This window comes from Aeromonas sp. FDAARGOS 1418 (genome assembly GCF_019048585.1).
Taxonomy (GTDB): Bacteria; Pseudomonadota; Gammaproteobacteria; order Enterobacterales; family Aeromonadaceae; genus Aeromonas; species Aeromonas caviae.
The window spans coordinates 3,850,276-3,869,518 of sequence record NZ_CP077387.1; the positions used below are offsets into that span (position 1 = coordinate 3,850,276).

At 60.5% G+C, this 19,243-nt stretch carries 17 protein-coding genes; 9 read left to right on the forward strand and 8 right to left on the reverse strand.

The features are described from left to right. Positions 1 to 70: 70 nt before the first annotated feature. From narQ to I6L48_RS17950, 4 genes are all read left to right on the forward strand, one after another. A complete protein-coding gene (gene narQ / locus I6L48_RS17935) occupies positions 71 to 1,783 on the forward strand; it encodes a nitrate/nitrite two-component system sensor histidine kinase NarQ (RefSeq protein ID WP_216987566.1) in 1,713 nt (570 codons plus the stop codon). After that, positions 1,783 to 2,421 carry a two-component system response regulator NarL gene (gene narL, locus I6L48_RS17940; RefSeq protein ID WP_039038841.1) on the forward strand — a complete coding sequence of 213 codons (639 nt, stop codon included), beginning with the start codon at positions 1,783 to 1,785 and terminating at the stop codon, positions 2,419 to 2,421. Before narQ ends, narL begins: the two co-directional genes overlap by 1 nt. Before the next feature lie 145 nt (positions 2,422 to 2,566). Further along, positions 2,567 to 2,992 carry a globin domain-containing protein gene (locus I6L48_RS17945; RefSeq protein WP_041215516.1) on the forward strand — a complete coding sequence of 142 codons (426 nt, stop codon included), beginning with the start codon at positions 2,567 to 2,569 and terminating at the stop codon, positions 2,990 to 2,992. Between the two features lie 302 nt (positions 2,993 to 3,294). Further along, positions 3,295 to 3,870, forward strand: coding sequence for an LON peptidase substrate-binding domain-containing protein (locus I6L48_RS17950; protein WP_041212730.1), 576 nt, complete (start codon positions 3,295 to 3,297; stop codon positions 3,868 to 3,870). A gap of 272 nt (positions 3,871 to 4,142) precedes the next feature. Here the strand turns inward: I6L48_RS17950 and I6L48_RS17955 are convergent, their stop codons facing one another. Beyond that, positions 4,143 to 6,218 (reverse strand): ATP-binding protein, encoded by a 2,076-nt coding sequence (locus I6L48_RS17955; protein ID WP_216987567.1) that lies wholly within the window; start codon positions 6,216 to 6,218, stop codon positions 4,143 to 4,145. An 18-nt stretch (positions 6,219 to 6,236) separates the two neighbouring features. Continuing rightward, positions 6,237 to 7,418, reverse strand: a complete 1,182-nt coding sequence (locus tag I6L48_RS17960) for an FIST signal transduction protein (protein WP_053288598.1) — start codon at positions 7,416 to 7,418, stop codon at positions 6,237 to 6,239. 113 nt (positions 7,419 to 7,531) lie between these two features. Between I6L48_RS17960 and yvcK the strand changes: the two genes are divergently transcribed. Beyond that, complete coding sequence (yvcK, locus tag I6L48_RS17965) at positions 7,532 to 8,455, forward strand: uridine diphosphate-N-acetylglucosamine-binding protein YvcK (RefSeq protein WP_029314269.1); 924 nt, start codon at positions 7,532 to 7,534, stop codon at positions 8,453 to 8,455. A gap of 12 nt (positions 8,456 to 8,467) precedes the next feature. Here the strand turns inward: yvcK and I6L48_RS17970 are convergent, their stop codons facing one another. The 3 genes from I6L48_RS17970 to lpcA form a co-directional block, all read right to left on the reverse strand. Continuing rightward, positions 8,468 to 8,803: an Hpt domain-containing protein gene (locus I6L48_RS17970; RefSeq protein ID WP_039038838.1), complete on the reverse strand. Its 336-nt coding sequence runs from the start codon at positions 8,801 to 8,803 to the stop codon at positions 8,468 to 8,470. A gap of 300 nt (positions 8,804 to 9,103) precedes the next feature. Further along, complete coding sequence (locus tag I6L48_RS17975) at positions 9,104 to 9,901, reverse strand: class II glutamine amidotransferase (protein WP_042882589.1); 798 nt, start codon at positions 9,899 to 9,901, stop codon at positions 9,104 to 9,106. 112 nt (positions 9,902 to 10,013) lie between these two features. Then, positions 10,014 to 10,592 carry a D-sedoheptulose 7-phosphate isomerase gene (gene lpcA / locus I6L48_RS17980; RefSeq protein WP_010674142.1) on the reverse strand — a complete coding sequence of 193 codons (579 nt, stop codon included), beginning with the start codon at positions 10,590 to 10,592 and terminating at the stop codon, positions 10,014 to 10,016. A 252-nt stretch (positions 10,593 to 10,844) separates the two neighbouring features. On the opposite strand from lpcA, the gene fadE reads away from it, so the two are divergent. Continuing rightward, a complete protein-coding gene (fadE, locus tag I6L48_RS17985) occupies positions 10,845 to 13,301 on the forward strand; it encodes an acyl-CoA dehydrogenase FadE (RefSeq protein ID WP_042882591.1) in 2,457 nt (818 codons plus the stop codon). 174 nt (positions 13,302 to 13,475) lie between these two features. Next, positions 13,476 to 14,993, forward strand: coding sequence for an HD domain-containing phosphohydrolase (locus tag I6L48_RS17990; protein WP_039038835.1), 1,518 nt, complete (start codon positions 13,476 to 13,478; stop codon positions 14,991 to 14,993). A gap of 75 nt (positions 14,994 to 15,068) precedes the next feature. Here the strand turns inward: I6L48_RS17990 and I6L48_RS17995 are convergent, their stop codons facing one another. Then, complete coding sequence (locus tag I6L48_RS17995) at positions 15,069 to 16,319, reverse strand: TIGR03503 family protein (RefSeq protein WP_216987568.1); 1,251 nt, start codon at positions 16,317 to 16,319, stop codon at positions 15,069 to 15,071. Continuing rightward, positions 16,316 to 17,050 (reverse strand): DNA polymerase III subunit epsilon, encoded by a 735-nt coding sequence (gene dnaQ / locus I6L48_RS18000; RefSeq protein WP_041212726.1) that lies wholly within the window; start codon positions 17,048 to 17,050, stop codon positions 16,316 to 16,318. The genes I6L48_RS17995 and dnaQ overlap by 4 nt, the downstream gene beginning before the upstream one ends. A 75-nt stretch (positions 17,051 to 17,125) precedes the next feature. Between dnaQ and rnhA the strand changes: the two genes are divergently transcribed. Continuing rightward, a complete protein-coding gene (gene rnhA / locus I6L48_RS18005) occupies positions 17,126 to 17,590 on the forward strand; it encodes a ribonuclease HI (RefSeq protein WP_010674138.1) in 465 nt (154 codons plus the stop codon). 6 nt (positions 17,591 to 17,596) lie between these two features. Here the strand turns inward: rnhA and I6L48_RS18010 are convergent, their stop codons facing one another. After that, on the reverse strand, positions 17,597 to 18,319 hold the full coding sequence (locus I6L48_RS18010) for a class I SAM-dependent methyltransferase (RefSeq protein ID WP_010674137.1): 723 nt from the start codon (positions 18,317 to 18,319) through the stop codon (positions 17,597 to 17,599). A gap of 79 nt (positions 18,320 to 18,398) precedes the next feature. On the opposite strand from I6L48_RS18010, the gene gloB reads away from it, so the two are divergent. Continuing rightward, positions 18,399 to 19,163 carry a hydroxyacylglutathione hydrolase gene (gloB, locus tag I6L48_RS18015; RefSeq protein ID WP_042882598.1) on the forward strand — a complete coding sequence of 255 codons (765 nt, stop codon included), beginning with the start codon at positions 18,399 to 18,401 and terminating at the stop codon, positions 19,161 to 19,163. Positions 19,164 to 19,243: the final 80 nt, after the last annotated feature.

Sequence of the window (19,243 nt, forward strand, 5' to 3'; positions counted from 1 at the left end):
TAGCACAACTTGGAGTACACTCCCATGCTACTTTGTGGGGTCTTTGTGGGTGAAAAGGGAGCCGGTCGGCATGGGAAAATGGTTCAGAGTGCAGTCGGTCAGCAGCGCCATCGGTCGCTCCATGGTGCTGATCCTGTTCATGGCCAGCCTGATCGCCGTGGTGGCCATGGTCACCCTCTTCTATTCGGTTCCCGATGCCAAGGCCATCAACCTGTCGGGATCCCTGCGCATGCAGGCCTACCGCATGGCCTATGAAATCGAGAAGGATCAGGTCGTCCTCGGTCGGCTCGCCCAGTTTGAACAGACCCTTCATGCCCCCGAGCTGCAGGAGACCCAGCGCTGGATCACGCCCGCCTCACTGCGCCGCACCTATGGTGAAGTCCTGCTGCAATGGCAAGTGATGCGCGATCACATCGAGAATGCCACCCCCAGCCGTTATACCGACAATACGGAACAGTTCGTCGCCGCCATCGATGACTTCGTCAACCAGATGCAGTACCACGTGGAGTTCAAGGTGCGCATGCTGGCGCTGGCCGAGGGGCTAGGGCTGCTCGCCATCATCACCATCGCCTGGTGCACGGTGCGCTTCACCCGCCAGCAGGTGGTGGCGCCCCTCAACCAGCTGGTCTATTGCGCACGCCAGATCCAGCGTCAGGAATTCGATCTCACCCTGCCCCCTCACTGTGAAAACGAGCTGGGAGAGCTGTCGGGGGCGTTCGCGACCATGGCCGACGAGCTTGGCAAACTCTACCGGGAGCTGGAGAGCAAGGTGGAGGAGAAAACGGCCAAGCTGCAACAGGCCAACGACACCCTCTCCTTCCTCTATTCCACCGCCCAGAAACTGCACGCGGCGCCACTCAGCCGCCGCACCCTGCAAAAGCTGCTGGAGCGGGCCGCCGCCCACCAGCACATCGAGTACATCCGCCTCACCCGCTTCGAGCACAATGCGATGCCGGTCTACATCACTGGGCGCAAGGGGTGGCCGGGGGATCTGGACGCCGTGGTAAGCTTTTACCTGCAGATGGATGACGAGGAGTACGGCCGACTCGACATGATAAGCGGCCACCCCATCGACGAGCGGCTGATGAAGAACTTCTCCATGTTGCTGGCCCAGGTGCTGCACAAGGATCAGACCCTGCTGCAGCACCAGCGCCTGCTGCTGATGGAAGAGCGCGCCGTCATCGCCCGTGAACTGCACGACTCCCTCGCCCAGGCCCTCTCTTACCTGAAGATCCAGGCCACTCTGCTCAAGCGCTCCTTCGCCAAGGGGGACAGGGCCAAGACCGAGGCAGCCATGGAGCAGATCGACGAGGGACTCAGCAATGCCTATACCCAGTTGCGTGAACTGCTCGGCACCTTCCGCCTCAGCATCGGCGATGCCAACCTGGGTGAAGCCATCGCGGTCATGCTCGAGCAGCTCAAACCCCAGACGCACGCCGACATCAGGCTCCAGTACGGACTGACGGACACCGACCTTGAAGCGGGGCAGCACATCCACATCCTGCAGCTGATCCGTGAGGCAGTGCTCAATGCCATCAAGCATGCCAGCGCGCGGCACATTGACGTTAGCTGTGAGACCCTGGCTGATGGTAACATCCAGGTTCAGATTGCAGACGATGGTGTTGGAATAAGGGGCGCAAGCTCGGCGGTGAATCACTACGGTCTCAGCATCATGAATGAACGCGCCAGCAAATTGCGCGGCCAGTTGACCATCAGTGAACCGCCCTCCGGGGGCACCCGCATACACCTGACCTTTCCCACCAGCCTAACAAGAGACGCCTGATGGACGAGATGAAATACAGTGTTCTGGTCGTGGATGACCACCCCCTGATGCGCAAGGGAATTGTGCAACTGCTGGAGTTGGAAGATAACATCGACGTGGTTGGCGAGGCTTCCAACGGCACCGACGCCGTGGCCATGGCCAAGGAGTCCGAACCGGACCTCATCCTGCTCGACCTCAACATGAAGGGGTTGTCAGGTCTCGATACCCTCAAGGCGCTGCGGGCCGAAGAGGTGACTTCCCGCGTGGTGATCCTGACCGTCTCTGACGCCCGCCAGGATGTGGTTGCCCTGCTCAAGGCAGGCGCGGACGGATATCTGCTCAAGGACACCGAGCCTGACATGCTGCTGGCCCAGCTGGCTGACGTGATGACCGGCAAGCAGATCCTGAGCGAGCCGCTACGTCCCTATCTCGAGAACATCTACGAACTGGACCACCTGCAGCAGAAGCTGGAGAGCCTGACCCGACGCGAGATGCAGATCATGCGTGAAATCGCCAAGGGGTTGTCCAACAAGCAGGTCGCCTCCGTGCTCCATATCTCCGAGGGAACCGTCAAGGTCCACGTCAAGAGCCTGCTGAAAAAGCTCGAGGCCCAAAGCCGCGTCGAAGCAGCCGTCATGTACCTGGAACAGCGCAACTGAGGTCCCGGCCTCCGCCAGCAAGGGGCCACCATCCGTGCCTCCTTGCTGGCCCCCTCTTCTTTTCCCCAAATGGCGCGGAACCCGGTGCTCTATTGAGTAGATGGATTATTATTTTCATGACATCGCACGGGAAGGAAACATCGACATGACCTTTGAGCAGATAGAGCTGGTCCAGAAAGCTTGGGGCAGGGTGAGCGCCCTGAACAACAGCTATGTCCAAGAGGTGTATGAAGAGCTGTTCAGATTGTCCCCCGAACTCAGGGCCCTCTTTCCCCCACATCAGGAGCTGCCCGTTGCCAAGGTGTCGGACACCCTGAACACCGTCATCACCAGCCTCTCCCAGCTGGATGCACTGGGTTTCATCATTCGCGATCTCGGCAGGCGTCACCAGCGATTCAACGTTCAACCCCACCAGTTTGCGCTGCTCAAACAGGCGCTGACCCAGGTACTGGCACGGCGTCTCGGCAGTGGTTTTACCCCAGCACTGGCACAGGCCTGGTCGCAGATGTATGACGAGATAGCCGCCCTGATGCTGGACGGCATGACACAGCACACCGAATTGACCACCTGATCCCCTGGCCTTTGCCCCCAATCGCTGAATGGGTCTGTAACAGGCATTTTGCATGAATCAAATTTGCAATATGCGAAAATAGACTCATTCTGCACACGGGGTATGTTCGGCGCCCTAACACCTCACCTGAATCCCTTTCGCACTACCTTGCTTGCATTCGCGACATCAAATCACAATAGATTGATTTTAAATGGATATTAAAAATAACCACGGGAAATAGCTCACCCCTTCGCCACGCCACCTCTCTCTGGCACGGTCACTGCATTGTCACATTCAGCAATGACTGATTAGGAGGATGGAACATGAAACTTCAACAACTGGCACTGTTCCCCTTGCCGTCCCATATTCTGCCCGGCGGCAAGCTCCCCCTTCGCCTGTTCGAGCCGCGCCACCTGCAGATGCTCAAGGAGTCCTTCCTCGAGGATCGGGGTTTTGGCATCGTGATGGAAGAGACTACCAGCACGGGTACCTGCGGACGGATTCTCCCGGTCGGAACCCGCGTCAAGGTGACTGATTTTTATACCCTCAACGACGGTTTGCTCGGGGTCACCGTGCTCGGCCTTGAACGCTTCTGCATCCACGAGATGGAAACGGATGACGCAGGCCTCAGGCACGCCCAGGTCGAGCCACTGCCCAACTGGCCGAGTGCGGATTCTGATGTCAGCGACAACCAGCTGGTCAGCCGATTGAGAGAGGTCTTTGCACAATACCCGGAACTGGATGAGCTCTACCCGGACAAGCAGTTCGACGATGCAGCCTGGCTCTGCCAACGCTGGCTCGAGATCCTGCCCATGCCGATCTATGAAAAACAGATGTTGATTGCCAAACAGAACAGTGAAGCGGCGCGCCAGTTCTTGCGCCGACTGATCGCACAGTGAGTCAAAGAGTGAGTCAACGGTTGGTTTGCAAAACGCGAATTCTCGGCACTGCATTCTTATAATGAAAAAATGAGAATTGCATTTTGCAATCACGGTAGCGATAAATAACACACAATTCAGCTACAGGCCGCAAATAACAGGTTTTGAAAAGTTGGCACGACTTTTTCATATAAAACCGTACAACCCGATTTATCCCGTGCTCTCTTCAGTATTTGCTGAAGAATTGGTCAACCACCAGGTTGACCATTTTTTTTACCCAAAATCGGCCGACATCACCTGCAATGGCGGAGCAGGCAGCTTCGCAGCCTGGCAAGACTGATGGGTTTGGCCAGAAAATCGTTCATGCCTTGGGCAAGGCAGCGGGCCCTGTCCTCCATCATGGCATTGGCCGTCAACGCGACGATGGGCACCTCGCACCCCATGTCCCGCAGGCGCCGGGTCGCCTCCAGCCCATCCATCTGCGGCATCCGCATATCCATCAGGACAAGGTCCGGCTGCTGCTTCGCCACCTGTGCCAGGGCCTCCAGCCCATTGCCTGCCAGCCTCACCCTGCACACCAGCTTCTGCAGCATCAGGGATACCACCAGCTGATTGACCGGACTGTCTTCCACCACCAGCACATCCAGCTCCAGTCTGGCGCACTCTTCACTATTGGGGGCGGCGGCCGGAGCACAGGGAGAGGCCATCCCGGGCAGCTCGAACCAGAAGCAGCTTCCCAGTCCAGGCGTGCTCTGCACGCAAATGTCTCCCCCCATCAGCTGCACCAGCCGCCTGCAGATGGCCAGCCCGAGCCCCGAGCCGGAGAAGCGGCGGGTTGCCGAACTGTCGACCTGATAGAAGGGTTCAAACAGCAACGCCTGATCCTCGGTGGAGATGCCGATCCCCGTGTCGCTGACCATGACCCCCAGCTTTTCCTCCTCCCAGGTCAACGCCAGACGCACGCTGCCGACGGAGGTGAACTTCACGGCATTGCCAAGCAGGTTGCCTATCACCTGGGAGAGGCGGACGGCATCCCCTTGAAGGCGTTCGGGGAGCGTTTCATCCAGATGCCAGTGCAGTGTGATGCCCTTGGCACTGGCCTGTGCCTGCAAGGGCTCCACCAGGGCACGGCACAGCTCGGCTGGCTGAAAGGGTTCACAGTGCAGGGTCAGGGTATGTGACTCTATTTTCGAGAAATCGAGCACATCGTCGATGATGGTCTGCAACAGATGCGCAGAGTGGGTGGCATGACCGATGAGGGTCTGTTGCGGAGTGTCGAGCCGGCCGTGCTGCAGCAGATCCAGCATCCCCAGCACGGCGTTCATGGGAGAGCGGATCTCGTGGGTCATCATGGCGAGGAACTGGGATTTGGCACGGTTGGCCGTCTCGGCATCGTCCCGCGCCCGCGCCAGCTCCTGCTCGCGGCGGATCTGGCTGCCTATCTCCCGCGCCGTGCCCCGATAGCCGAGGAAGCGGCCACCGGCATCATGGCAAGGCTCCGCATTGATCTCCATCCAGCAAGGCCCGCCCGCCAGCATCACCTGGGCCCGCATTCCCCGCACCGGCAGATTGTGGGCGATCAGGTGCCGGTAGTGGCTCCAGGCCGGGTCCTGCTTGTCGTGGGCAAAATCATAGAGGCTTCTCCCCGTCTGGCGGGCCAGCACTTCCCCCTGATAGCCAGGGGCAGAGACATAGCTGAGCCTGTGCTGGGGATCGGTCTCCCAGAACCAATCGGAGGCCATGGCGGCAAAACTGCGAAAACGCTGTTCGCTGGCCTGCAGGGCCAGGGTCTTGAGGTCAACCTGTTCTTGCAGGCGAGCCCGATAGGCGATGTTGACCAGGGCCTGGGAGATGAGCGGGCGACAACGCTGCATCGCCGCCTTGCTCTTGAGATCGAAGGTGCCCGCCACGCTGTGCCGGCAGATGAGCACACCGGAAAACCCCGGTCCCTGCAAGCCTGTCATCATGACGCTGGCCCAGCCCGGCGCCCCTGCCAGCGGCGCCAGCTCAGGCAGTTGGGCGGGATCATAGATGACCAGGGTCTCCCCCTCGATGGCCCTGGAGAAGAGCGGTGTCAGCGACCAGGTCCGGCCCACCTCGTCCGGCTGGGTGCTCAGATGGGTGCTGCCCCCCACGGCCTCCCAGGCAACCACGTCCGCCTGTTCGAATCCGATAAAGGGCTTGAGAGCAAGAATGAGACTCTCCAGTACCTGCTCCAGACTCTGGGCCTGTGCCAGGGTCGCCACCCCGCACAGCAGGGCTTGGGACTCCTCCCGATATCTGGCCTCCCGCTCCCGGCAACGCATCAGCTCCACCAGCGTGGTTTGTAGTTTGTCACCCAGGGTTTCGAGTTCGCTATTGCCTATCATCTTGAATCCAGCACAGTGTCAGCTCTCGAGGAAGATTACGCTCGACACCATGAGGTTGCCGTGTGCCAGCTCACCATGGGGTAATCGTCCCTGTTCACCGAAGGTAAAGGGCGTGATGAAGGGGATCTCACCCAGCCTCTGACTGAATTGACTGACGATGTCCCCCAGCCTGTCCCCCAGTGCCAGCCGACAACCGGCACAAAACACCACCAGGGCGCCAAAGGGGCGCATATTGCTCGCCATACCATATTCAGGCTCGATATTCACCGCATTCAGGCTGCGCTGCAACAACCCTTCCTGGCTGCTGTACATGAGCAGCAGCCGCTCTCCCAGTCGGGTCTCGGTAAAGAGGCGCAGCCCCTCCCGCGCCGTCACCGCCTCGGGATGGGAGAGCTTGTAGTAGGGCAGATCATCGAGCATGCCGACCTGACGGGCCAGTGGCGAGAGCGTCGTCTCCCTGAGGATGGGGCCCACCGGCCAGGGCGTCGCACGCTCGGTCCAGCGACCATAGACCCGGGCCGCCGGCTCGTGATCGATGGTCAGCACCTCCCGCCCGTCTATCCCGGTAATGATGCCGCGACACTCGGTGGGTACATAGCCTGAGTGAAACTGGAACGCCAGTTGGCAGTCGGGGTAAAGCACCGCCAACACGCACCCTTGTGATCCCTCCCCTTCGTCCCAGCACAGCTGCCACTGCCCGGCCACGCCGTCGTCTGCCGCCGACCCGCCGACGACGGGAACGGTCGCGCCAAACTCGGCGTCGATCCCAGCGAGCACAGCCTCCTCCAGCCCCGGGCTGGTGTGCAGCAACACGAGCTGCGGCAGCTCTCCCGGTCGGCCACCATCGGCGATGGCGCGGCGCAGCAATGCCCGCACATCCGGTTGATCCCCCATCTGGCCAGCCACGCCATAGGCCCCCTTGCCATCATAAAGGGCGGCGACCGACAGGCTCCAGCCATGCCGACCATGATGGCCATCCTGGGTCAGGATACCGCCGCAGGAGCTGCAACCGATCAGCCGGGTATCGGGAAAACGTGCCTTGAGCGCACGGCGCAGTTCCGCCGCCTCGTGTGCTTGGGTAAAATAGACCAGCAACAGCGATGGAACATGGGATGACTGGGCATGCAACCGCTCTGTAACTTGTTGGGCGGCCAGTGGGGTCGTCTCGGCAAGCGAGTGAGCCGTCAGGAAGTTCAACATCGTCTCCTAGGGGTACGGGATGCTGGCATCAAGCAAAAATCATACCCTTATCAAACAATTACCTGGCCATGGAGACTAGAATGGTGCTCACTGGCCTCCCACGGGATCACTGCATGTGGCAGAAAAATATCAATGACTTCGACCGGGTTGTCGCCATCGGCGGCGGGCACGGTATGGGCCGGGTGCTCTCTTCCCTGTCGTTCTTGGGATCCCGGCTGACGGGCATCGTCACCACCACGGATGATGGCGGCTCCACCGGACGCCTGCGCAAAAGCCAGGAGTGCATCGCCTGGGGGGATCTGCGCAACTGCCTCAACCAGTTGGTGACCACCCCCAGCATCGGTAGCCAGCTGTTCGAGCACCGCTTTACCGGCCGCGGCGAGCTCGCGGGCCACAACCTCGGCAACCTGATGCTGCTGGCCCTCGACAACCTCTGCGTGCGCCCCCTGGATGCCATCCGGCTCATCAGCGACATGCTGGAAATTGAACCCAATCTGCTGCCCATGTCCGAGCATCCCACCGATCTGTGCGCCCACACCGTCTGTGGCGATCAGATCCTGGGGGAGGTCTCCATCGATCAGCTCACCACGCCGCCACGGGCCCTGAGCCTGAAACCGGTCGTGCCCGCCACGCGCGAAGCAGTCGAGGCGCTGAGCCAGGCCGACATGATCATCCTGGGGCCGGGCAGCTTCCTCACCTCCATCATGCCTCCTCTGCTGCTGCGCGAAATTGCGGAGGCGATCCGCAGCAGCCGCGCCATCGTCGTGTTCATCAGCAATCTGGTGGACGAAGAGGGTCCGGCAGGCCAGTTGTCACTGTCCAGTCAACATCGTTGGCTGGAAGAGCGGATAGGCAGCGGCCGGATCGATGCCATTCTGGCTCCCGAGGGCCCCCAGGTACCCGAGCTGCAGCACTGCCTCGTTCGGGCCGAGCTGGGTGAAGCGGCCCTCCCCCACCGCCACGACCGCCTCAAGCTGCGGCTGGCACTCGACACAGTGATCCTGAGCAGGCTTGGCGAGCGCGACATGGCGGGCTGATGCCCTTCTGGATCAGTGAAACTGGGCCAGATGGGTGAAGACCTGGGGCAGGGAGTGCTCCAGCTCCGCCAGCAGTCTGCCGGCCTCTTGCTCATCTTCCCGGCGACAGGCGGACTCCAGATCCATCACCTGCTGATAGCTGGGTTTGGCGCCATAGCTGCCACAGGACGATTTCATGCTGTGGGCAACACGCGCAAGGGCTGACCAGTCCCGCTGCTCAAAAAGCGGTCTTAATTGGGCCAACTGCTCGCCTACCTCTTCGACAAACACCGAGATGACGACCGGCATCATCTCGTGACCGATGTCATCTGCCAGTTGTCGCAGCACTTTCTGATCCAGCCACTCCATCTTCTCTTCCCTATGATGGTATTCAAACAGACCACAATATAGCGGACCCACAGCCCCGCTGTCACCCGCCCTTCGGGCATGCCCGTATCGCTCCGGATGCTCTTGGGACACCAGAATGTGAGCAGCTTCAAGTTATCGGTATGTCAGCCAGAATGGAGAGAGATAAAGGTTGTCACAAAATTAACATTAAAGTAACAATGCAACCCATGAGAATGATGCGGCTCAGCAACACCTCTCTCATCCCTTTTTGCCTGTATGGCTGCTGCGAAGAACCAGGGTAGACATCTACCCTGGTATTTTTTATTTCTGGTTCAACAAGTTGGCTGAATTGCCATATTCCAGCTCGCCCAGCCTGAACAGGCAGAACTCCCCGGGCACCATCTTCACCCAATTCTCGTTGCCGGTGAGCGGCCGGGTGGCGATCAGGGTCACCACATCGTTCGGCGTGGTTTCACTCTGAAAGTCGATGGCCACATCCTCATCCAGCAGACGGGCTTCGCCAAAGGGAGCCCTGCGCGTCAACCAGTAAAGATTGTTGCTGCAATAGGTCATCACGAACTCTCCGTCCGACAGCAGCATGTTGAACACCCCGAGCCCGCGCAGCTCGTCGCACAGGGTCGCGAGGTAGCGGAACATGGCGGGGAAATTTGCCGGCCGTTTGGGGTACTTGTGCTCCAGCCTGTCGAGCAGCCAGCAGAAGGCGTGCTCGCTGTCGGTGTCGCCCACCGGACGGTGCCGCCCCGTGGGCAGCCTCTTGTAACCGGTCAACTGGCCATTGTGGGCAAAGGTCCAGTAACGGCCCCACAGTTCTCGGGTAAAGGGGTGGGTGTTTTCCAGGGAGACACACCCCCGGTTCGCCTGCCGGATATGGCTGACCACGGCACGGCTCTTGATGGGCAGTGCCTGGACCAGCTTGGCGATGGGAGACTGGGCGCTGGGTTCGGGATCCTTGAAGGTGCGAAAACCCCGCCCCTCATAGAAGGTGATCCCCCAGCCATCCTTGTGGGGACCGGTCTTGCCGCCCCGCAGCATCAGCCCGGTAAAGCTGAAGCAGATGTCGGTCGGCACATTGGCACTCATGCCGAGCAGTTCGCACATATACCATCCACTCCCTGAATGTCTTGACTCTGGTTTCGTCAATCAACCGTCACGGCTGGTCGAGAGGGCCGGTATGGTCACCCATCACCCCCTCTCAATCCCGGATCGTTGATTACTTGGCCATCTCTTTTTCAACCAGCTGGATCAGGATGTGGATCACCTTGATGTGCACTTCCTGGATGCGGTCGGCATAACCGAAGTGCGGCACACGGATCTCCACATCGGCCAGACCAGCCATCTTGCCGCCGTCCTTGCCGGTCAGGGCAATCACCTTCATCCCTTTGGCACGGGCCGCCTCGATGGCTTTGAGGATGTTGCCGGAGTTGCCGCTGGTGGAGATGCCGAGCAGCACGTCACCACGGCGGCCGACGGCCTCCACATAGCGAGAGAAGACATAGTCATAGCCAAAGTCGTTGGAGACGCAGGAGAGGTGGCTGGGATCGGAGATGGCGATGCCGGCATAGCCTGGGCGGTTCTCGCGATAACGACCGGTCAGCTCCTCGGCAAAGTGCATGGCATCGCAGTGGGAGCCGCCGTTGCCGCAGGAGAGTACCTTGCCTTCCTGCTTGAAGGAGTCGGCGAGCAACCTGGCCGCCGCCTCGATGTTTTTCAGATTTTGCTCATCTGCCAGGAACGCCTGAAGCACGCTGGCAGCCTCGGTCAACTCGTTGCGGATCAGTTCTTGGTACATGGTTCTTGAAATCTCGTCGTCCAACATAGGGTGGCGGCATTGTCGCACAAGCCAGTCCAATCGTCGCCCCCCGCCCGCCAAGATGGGGCGGGCAGCGCGTTATGCCGATCACAGAGCCAAGGTAACAGGCTTGTAAACAGCTTGATAAGTTTGTGCGTATGAATTACAACAGGGGCCATATCCAACAGGTCAGACCTCTGGATCAGTTAACGCCAATTTCCCAACCTCGGCAATTCATGCAAGGAGCAAACAATGACGACGACCCTCACTCTGCTCGGGGTGATCCTGGTGATCGGCGCCATGGCCTATCGCCGTGCGTCCCTGTTCACCGCCACGCTTGCCACGGCCGCCGCCCTGGTCGCCGGCACCTTCTATGGCCATGTGCCCCTGTTGGTGTGGGCGCTGTTCGCGGTGATAGCCCTGCCCCTCAATCTGGTGGAGTTTCGCCGCAACCAGCTGACCAAGCCGCTGTTCAAGATCTACAAGTCCATCATGCCGGAGATGTCCCGAACCGAGAAGGAAGCCATCGAAGCGGGGACGACCTGGTGGGAAGCGGATCTGTTTGCCGGCAACCCGGACTGGAAGAAGCTGCACGCCATTCCGGTCAGCACGCTGTCTGCCGAAGAGCAGGCCTTCATGGACGGTCCGGTTGAAGAAGTGTGCCGCATGGTCAACGACTGGGAAGTGACCCACGAGCGTGCCGATCTCTCTCCCGAGGTGTGGCAATACCTGAAGGACAACAAGTTCTTCGCCATGATCATCAAAAAGAAATATGGCGGGCTGGAGTTCTCCGCCTACGCCCAGTCCTGCGTGCTGCAAAAGCTGTGCGGCGCCAGCGCCGTGCTCGCCTCCACCGTCGGCGTGCCCAACTCCTTAGGGCCGGGTGAGCTGCTGCAACACTACGGTACTGACGAGCAGAAGGATTACTATCTACCCCGTCTGGCTGTCGGCAAGGAGATCCCCTGTTTCGCCCTGACCAGCCCGGAAGCGGGTTCTGATGCGGGCTCGATTCCCGACTTCGGCATCATCTGCAAAGGCGAGTGGGAAGGGGAAGAGGTGCTCGGCATGCGCCTGACCTGGAACAAGCGCTACATTACCCTGGCTCCCATCGCCACCGTACTCGGCCTCGCCTTCAAGCTGCGTGACCCTGACCACCTGCTGGGTGAGGAAGAAGAGCTCGGCATCACCTGCGCCCTCATTCCGACCCACATCAAGGGGGTCGACATCGGCCGTCGCCACTTCCCGCTCAACGTGCCGTTCCAGAACGGCCCGACCCGCGGCAAGGACGTGTTTGTACCGCTCGACTTCATCATCGGCGGTCCGGCCATGGCCGGTCAGGGCTGGCGCATGCTGGTGGAGTGTCTCTCCGTCGGCCGCGGCATCACCCTGCCCTCCAACAGCACGGGCGGCGTCAAGATGCTGGCCCTGGCCACCGGAGCCTACAGCCGCATCCGTCGCCAGTTCAAGCTGCCGATTGGCAAGATGGAAGGGATTGAAGAGCCGCTGGCACGCCTGGGTGGCAACGCCTACATCATGGGCGCCGCCGCCAAACTGACGGTCACCGGCATCGATCTCGGTGAAAAACCCTCGGTCATCTCCGCCATCGTCAAGTACCACCTCACCGACCGCGCCCAGAAGTGCATCATTGATGCCATGGACATCCATGGCGGCAAGGCCATCTGCATGGGGCCGAACAACTATCTGGCCCGTGGCTATCAGGGGGCCCCCATCGCGGTGACCGTCGAGGGAGCCAATATCCTGACCCGCAGCATGATCATTTACGGTCAGGGAGCCATCCGTTGCCACCCCTACGTGTTGCCGGAGATGCTGGCAGCCAGCCACCCCGACAAAGAGCAGGCGCTGAAAGATTTCGACAAGGCGATGTTCAGCCACGTGGGCTTTGCCATCAGCAACCTGGTGCGCAGCTTCTGGCTGGGGCTGACCGGTGCCCGCTTCGCCGCAGCGCCCTACAAGGATCAGACCAAGGGCTACTATCAGCAGCTCTCTCGCCTCTCCGCCAACCTTGCCTTCCTGTCAGACATGGCGATGGGCACCCTGGGTGGCGAGCTCAAGCGCAAAGAGCGGGTCTCTGCCCGCCTCGGCGACGTGCTGAGCCAGCTCTATCTGGCCTCCAGCGCCCTCAAGCGCTATCAGGATGAAGGACGCCAGCAGGCCGACCTGCCGCTGCTGCACTGGGCACTGCAAGACGCCCTGTTCAAGGCTCAGGAAGCGATCGACGAGTTGCTGCGCAACTTCCCGAATCGCTGGATTGGTCTAGCCCTGCGCGCCATCGTGCTACCCCTTGGTCGCGACCTGAAGCGTCCCTCCGACAAGCTCGACAGCCAGGTGGCCCGCCTGCTCCAGGTGCCAAGTGCCACGCGCAGCCGTCTGGCCGAGGGTCAATATCTGACGCGCGAGGAGGGCAACCCCTTCGGGCTGCTGGAACAGGCGCTGGACGATGTGCTGACCGCAGAGCCGCTGTTTGACAAGGTGTGCAAAGCCGAAGGGAGCAAACGCCCCTTCACCCAGCTCGACAAGGTGGCAGAGGCGGGCCTGAGCCTCGGTGTCATCAACCAGGCCGAAGCGGATCTGCTGCGGCGCGCCGAGGAGAGTCGTCTTCGCACCATCAACGTCGATGACTTCGATCCCGTCGACCTGGTGGCCAACAAGGCACTGTTTGAAGCCTCCGCCTATCACAGGGCAGCTTGATGCCTCTGATGCCAGAACGCCTCCCTTGTGGAGGCGTTTTTCATGAAAGGGCGGGTGGATGGCATTCGATACGAAGAAAGAGAAACCGACTGGATCATATTTTGGATATCAATCCGTTTCCTATATTGAATGAAGCAGTTAAGGTAAGCACAGGATCACACACAGGATTGCATAATGGATGATCAAATCCTGATTATTGATGATGAAGATCTTCCCCAATCAGCACCGCGTCCCGCCGGCTGGAAGGTGATGATAGTGGACGATGAACCCGAAGTGCATCGCATCACCAAAATCACCCTGAACAAGTTTGAATTCGACGGCAAGCCGATCGATTTTCTGCACGCCTACTCTGCGGCTGAAGCCAAAGCCTTGCTCGCCCTCACCCCGGATGTCGCCCTGCTGCTGCTCGACGTCGTCATGGAGGTCGATCATGCCGGTCTCGAGGTGGTCAAGTTCGTGCGCGACGAGCTGCAAAACAAGATGGTGCGCATCGTGCTGCGAACCGGTCAGCCCGGCCAGGCCCCGGAAGATGACGTGGTGACCAACTACGACATCAACGACTACAAGGACAAGACCGAGCTCACCTCCCAGAAACTGCGCACCCTGCTGCGCGCCAGCCTGCGCTCTTACCGGGACATCCGAACCCTTGAGAGCAATCGACAGGGGCTGGAAAAGGTCATCGAGGCGTCCAAGGGGATCTTCGAGCAGCGTGCCCTGCGCCAGTTCGTCGAAGGAGCCCAGACCCAGCTCAGTGCCCTGCTCAATCTGGAAGAGTCCCAGATTTACGATGTGAAGCACCTGGCGTATGAGGTGCGGGATCAGGTGCTCGAGCCTCTGCTCAGCGATGGTCCCATGCTGCGCCTCGTCGATGCGCCGGAGATCCTGCGCTGTGCCATGGCCAAGGGAGCCAATGTCTACGATGGCAACCAGATGGTGCTCTATTGCCAGAATGCCCGCCATCACCTGCTGTTCCACATCGAGACCACTCGCCCGCTCAGCCAGATGGATACCGGGCTGCTCAGCCTGTTCACCGAAAACATCATAGTGGCGCTGGAGAATATCCGGCTCAACGAGGTGATCGGTGACAACCAGCGAGAGATCATCTATCGCATCGGCGAACTGGTGGAGAGCCGCTCGAAAGAGTCCGGCTTGCACGTCAAGCGGGTGGCCCTCTACACCGAGCTGTTCTGCAAGCTGCTCGGCATGAATGAGGACAGGTGCGAGCTCATCAAGCGGGCCTCTCCCCTGCACGACATCGGCAAGGTGGGGATCCCGGACGCCATCTTGCACAAACCGGGCAAACTCACTCCCGAGGAGTGGGAGATCATGAAAACCCACGCCCAGCTTGGGCAGGACATGCTCTCCGGCAGTGACCTGGCCCTGTTCCAGATAGGCGCCACCATCGCGGGTAACCATCACGAGAAGTGGAATGGCAGCGGCTATCCCCGCGGGTTGAAGGGAGAGGACATTCCGCTGGAAGGACGCATCGTCGCCCTGGCGGATGTGTTCGATGCCCTGGGCTCGGATCGTTGCTACAAGCAGGCCTGGCCGCTGGATCAGGTGCTGGCGCTGATCAAGGAGGAGAAAGGAGAGCACTTCGACCCCCTCCTGGTGGACCTGATGCTGGCCAATCTGGAGAAATTCCTCGATATTCGCGAGCAGTACAAAGACATCTATATCGGCGCTCACTGATATCGGATTCACCCCATCCACTTGCCACCATGAAGAAGCCGCCCATTGGGCGGCTTCTTTGCAATGTGCGCGGAATTATTGCTCCGGCAGATTGAGATCCAGTTTGGGGGTTGCTGGCGTCTCTTCAAGTTGCGCCTTCTGCGCCGCCATCGCCTTGTGCAGGGTGCGGCGCTTTTGCAGCAGAATGAAACCACCGGCCCCCAGCAAGAGCAGCAACACGCCACCTCCCCCCAGCGCCCAGGGCAGCCAGACCGGACTCTCCCGCTCCTCGAACCGGTCGGGGGTGGCGGCGGATGCGGGCATGGCCGCAGAGGGTGCGGGAGGGGGGGGAGGCGGTGCTATGGTGAACGACTTGGCCGGCAATTGCAGTTGCACCTCGCGACCGAGCCGGGTTGTTCCAAAGAGGGTGGCCTCCACCTTGTACTGCCCTGCCGCCTTGAGGGCGGAGAGATCCACGCCAAAACGCGGCGCTGTCGCCACCTCGTTGAACGTCATGCTACTGCCCCCGCCGTCGACGGCCTTGCCCTGGATGACCACGGAGGCGGGATCCAGTTCATCCACATCGATGACCAGAGAGAGCTTGGCTCCCCCCTCCCCGGAGGGGGGATTCAGGGAATAGCTGACCGGCCAGGGGTAGAGCAGCACCTGCTGTGACTGGGCTCGTGAGAAGACCTCATTGCCGGTGCTGAAGAGGGCTCGATATTTTCCCGCAGGGACGTCCAGTACCGCCTCGGCGGTCAAGATACCGTCCCCCGGCACTTCGTCCACCCCCTTGCCATCATCCATGTAGCGTCCCAGGGTCTCCTCGAACACGGGATCCCCGCTCTGGCTGGCATCGTTGAACTGCTGCAGCTTGACGGTCATGCCCAGATCGGTGAGGTAGTAACCCGCCCCAGGCGCCGCGCCATCGATCAGCAGACGGGATTGCAGTTTGACCCGCTCACCCTGATAGAGGCGGGCCGGCAGCGGCTCGCTCTCGACCTGGATGTCGGTGAGCAGGCGCACCCGATTGTCGGGGTCCACCTCTCCGATCGCCTGCCAGGGGCCGGGCATGGGGTCGCGGATAGTGATGAGATCCTGATCCTTGAGGGGCAACCAGCCCACGTCGGGCGGCTTGACCTTGCCCACATAGAGCTTGCTGCCATCGGGTCGCACCAGGATCACCGAGGGCGTCCCCGGCTTGCGCTTGATGATGAAGGTGATCTCCTTCACGCCGTAATCGATGCGAAAGCGGTTGTCGAGCAGAGGAATGTCGGAAGGCGCAAACACCTCGTTGGCCGCGGCCGGGAGGGAGGCCAGCAGCAGCAGCCCCCAAAGCGATCTCATTGCCGCCACAGGCAGGCACCTCCTTTTTTCTGTACCAGATCCAGCCTCGCTTCATGGACAGCCGCCACCTCGTCGCTCGCGCGAACCACCCTGAGCGGCGGGCGATTGCTCTCCAGACGACGAATGCCTGTATCCTGGCTGGTCTCGCTCTCGCTGGTTTCGCTCGCGAGATTGAGTTTGGTCTGGCCACCCGTCATCAGGAGGTAGACGTCCGCCAGGATCTCCGCATCGAGCAAGGCGCCGTGCAGGGTACGGTGAGAGTTGTCGATGCCGTAGCGATCGCACAACACGTCCAGGTTGTTACGCTTGCCCGGGAAGAGATCCCGCGCCATTGCCAGGGTATCCGTGATGCCGCAGATATCCGCCGTCTTGAAGTTCAGACCGAGCTTGCTGAACTCATAGTCCATGAAGCTCACGTCAAAGGGGGCGTTGTGGGCGATGAGCTCTGCGCCGCGAATGAACTCGATGAAATCGTCCGCTATCTGGCTAAAAGAGGGCTTGTCCGCCAGGAAGGCATCCGTGATGCCGTGCACGGCGATGGCCTCGGGGTCCACCAGCCGATCCGGCTTGATGTAGACGTGGAAATGGTTGCCGGTGAGTTTGCGGTTGATCACCTCCACACAGCCGATCTCGATGATGCGGTGCCCAAGATAGACAGGGCCGCCCGCGGTGTTCATGCCGGTGGTTTCGGTATCCAGAATGATCTGGCGATTCAGTTGGGGTGTGCTCATGATCAAATCCATGTCAAACTTCGGTTTTACTCGCTAGTTTACCCCAAGCCTCTCGCTAAAACAGATTGATTGCTCATGTTGAAACAGATTGATTTATTCACGGATGGCTCCTGCTTAGGCAACCCGGGCCCCGGCGGCTATGGTGCCGTCATGGTCTATGGCAAGCATCGCAAGGAGATCTCCGCCGGTTTTCGATTGACCACCAATAACCGGATGGAGCTGATGGCTGCCATCATGGGGCTGCGGACCCTGAACGAACCCTGCCAGGTGCGGCTTACCACCGACAGCCAGTATGTGCGCCAGGGGATCACCCAATGGATCATCGGCTGGAAGAAGAAGGGCTGGATGACCGCCAACCGTCAGCCGGTCAAGAACGTCGATCTCTGGCAGGCCCTGGATGCGGAAGTGGCCCGTCACCAGATCGAATGGCTCTGGGTGAAAGGACACTCGGGCCACCCGGAAAACGAACGCTGTGACGAGCTGGCCCGTGAGGCCGCCAGCGGCAAGCAGCTTGCCGAAGACAGCGGCTACCAGCCCTGATGCCCGCTAGCCGCCCTGGCGCGCCATGCCTGGCGCGGCCATCGACTCCGGCAGCCGCCAGCGGCGACGCACCGGTGTCACGGGGAAACGCCGCTTGCGGGCGGCAATCACGTAAACAGACGCCAGGGAGCGGCAATAGTCCCGCCCCAGACTCTCCCGCCACCAGCCGATCTTGCTCTGCCTGCCCATGAAGGAGAAACCGAACCGCTCGTCGAACATCACCTCGCAGCCGAGCAGTTGCAGCCAGTCGGTCACCCGTGCGGGCGTGAACATGCGGGCAGACCAAGGCAGATGCCGCCGCATGAAGGGCAGATAGTGACCCAGCCCCACCAGGCTGAGCGGGTTGTAACCGCTGACAATGAGCCAGCCATCGTCGGTCAGCACCCGTTCTGCCTCCCGCAGCACCTGATGAGGATCCGGCGAGAAATCGAGGCAGTGAGCCAGCAGGCAGGCATCCACGCTCCCCGATCGCACCGGCAAGGCGAGCGGATCCCCCTGGATGTCCAGCAAGCGTCCGCCGGGGGCGACACCGATTTGATGGCGAATGGTGGAACAGCCGCAGGAGAGTTCGGCGCTCAGGGCACCTATCTTGAGCAAGTGATAGCCAAAGAGGTGGGGGCACCAGTTGTCGAGGCGCTCCTGAAGCTCGGCGGCCACCCAGTCCCCCATGGGCAGTGCGGACCAACTGGTCGGAAGCGCGATCTGTTGTTCGGTACGTGCCAGCTGCATAATGGGACCAACTCGGGGGCGAATGCCATCCAGTTATATAAGATCCCTTCCTTAAAGAGAACACAAGAGACCTCGCCCCATGTATACCGTCATCACAGTTCCCGCCTTCAGCGACAACTACATCTGGTTGATCCGTTATGAAAATCACTGCCTGGTCGTCGATCCGGGCGAGGCCGCTCCCGTGCTGGAACGGCTGGCTGCGCTGGATCTGGTGCTGGATGCCATCCTCCTGACCCATCACCACCGCGATCACGTCGGGGGCGTATCCGAGCTGCTGCAACACTTCCCCCACGCTCGCCTCTATGGTCCCAAGCATGACCCCATGCCGGACCATCACGGCCAGTGGCTCGACGACGGGGATCAGATCAACTGGCATGGCCTGAGTCTGGATGTCCTCCATGTGCCCGGTCATACCCTGGGGCACATCGCCTATTACGGCCAGGGCATGCTGTTTTGTGGCGATACCCTCTTCAGCGCCGGTTGCGGCCGTCTGTTCGAAGGTACCCCGGCACAGATGCACACTTCCCTGCAACGGCTCGCGGCACTGCCCGATGAGACCCTCCTTTATTGTGCCCATGAGTACACCCTCTCCAACCTGCGTTTCGCCCATGCGGTCGAGCCCGACAACCTGGCGATCCAGCGGCAGATCGGCGTGATCAGCAAACTGCGTCAGCAGGGCCTCCCGAGTCTCCCCTCCCGGCTGGGAGATGAGCGGAATTTCAATGTTTTTCTGCGCTGCGAGCAGGACTCGGTAAAATTTTCTGCTGAGAAATACGCCCTTAAATGCTTGGAAAATCCAGAGGATACCTTCGCTGTTCTGCGGGCCTGGAAGGACGTTTTTTGAACAAACCTTGATCAGGGGGGCATTGCCCCTTATGATGCGAGCTGTTTTTCCACAGATGACCTGAGCGAGATGAAGCTACG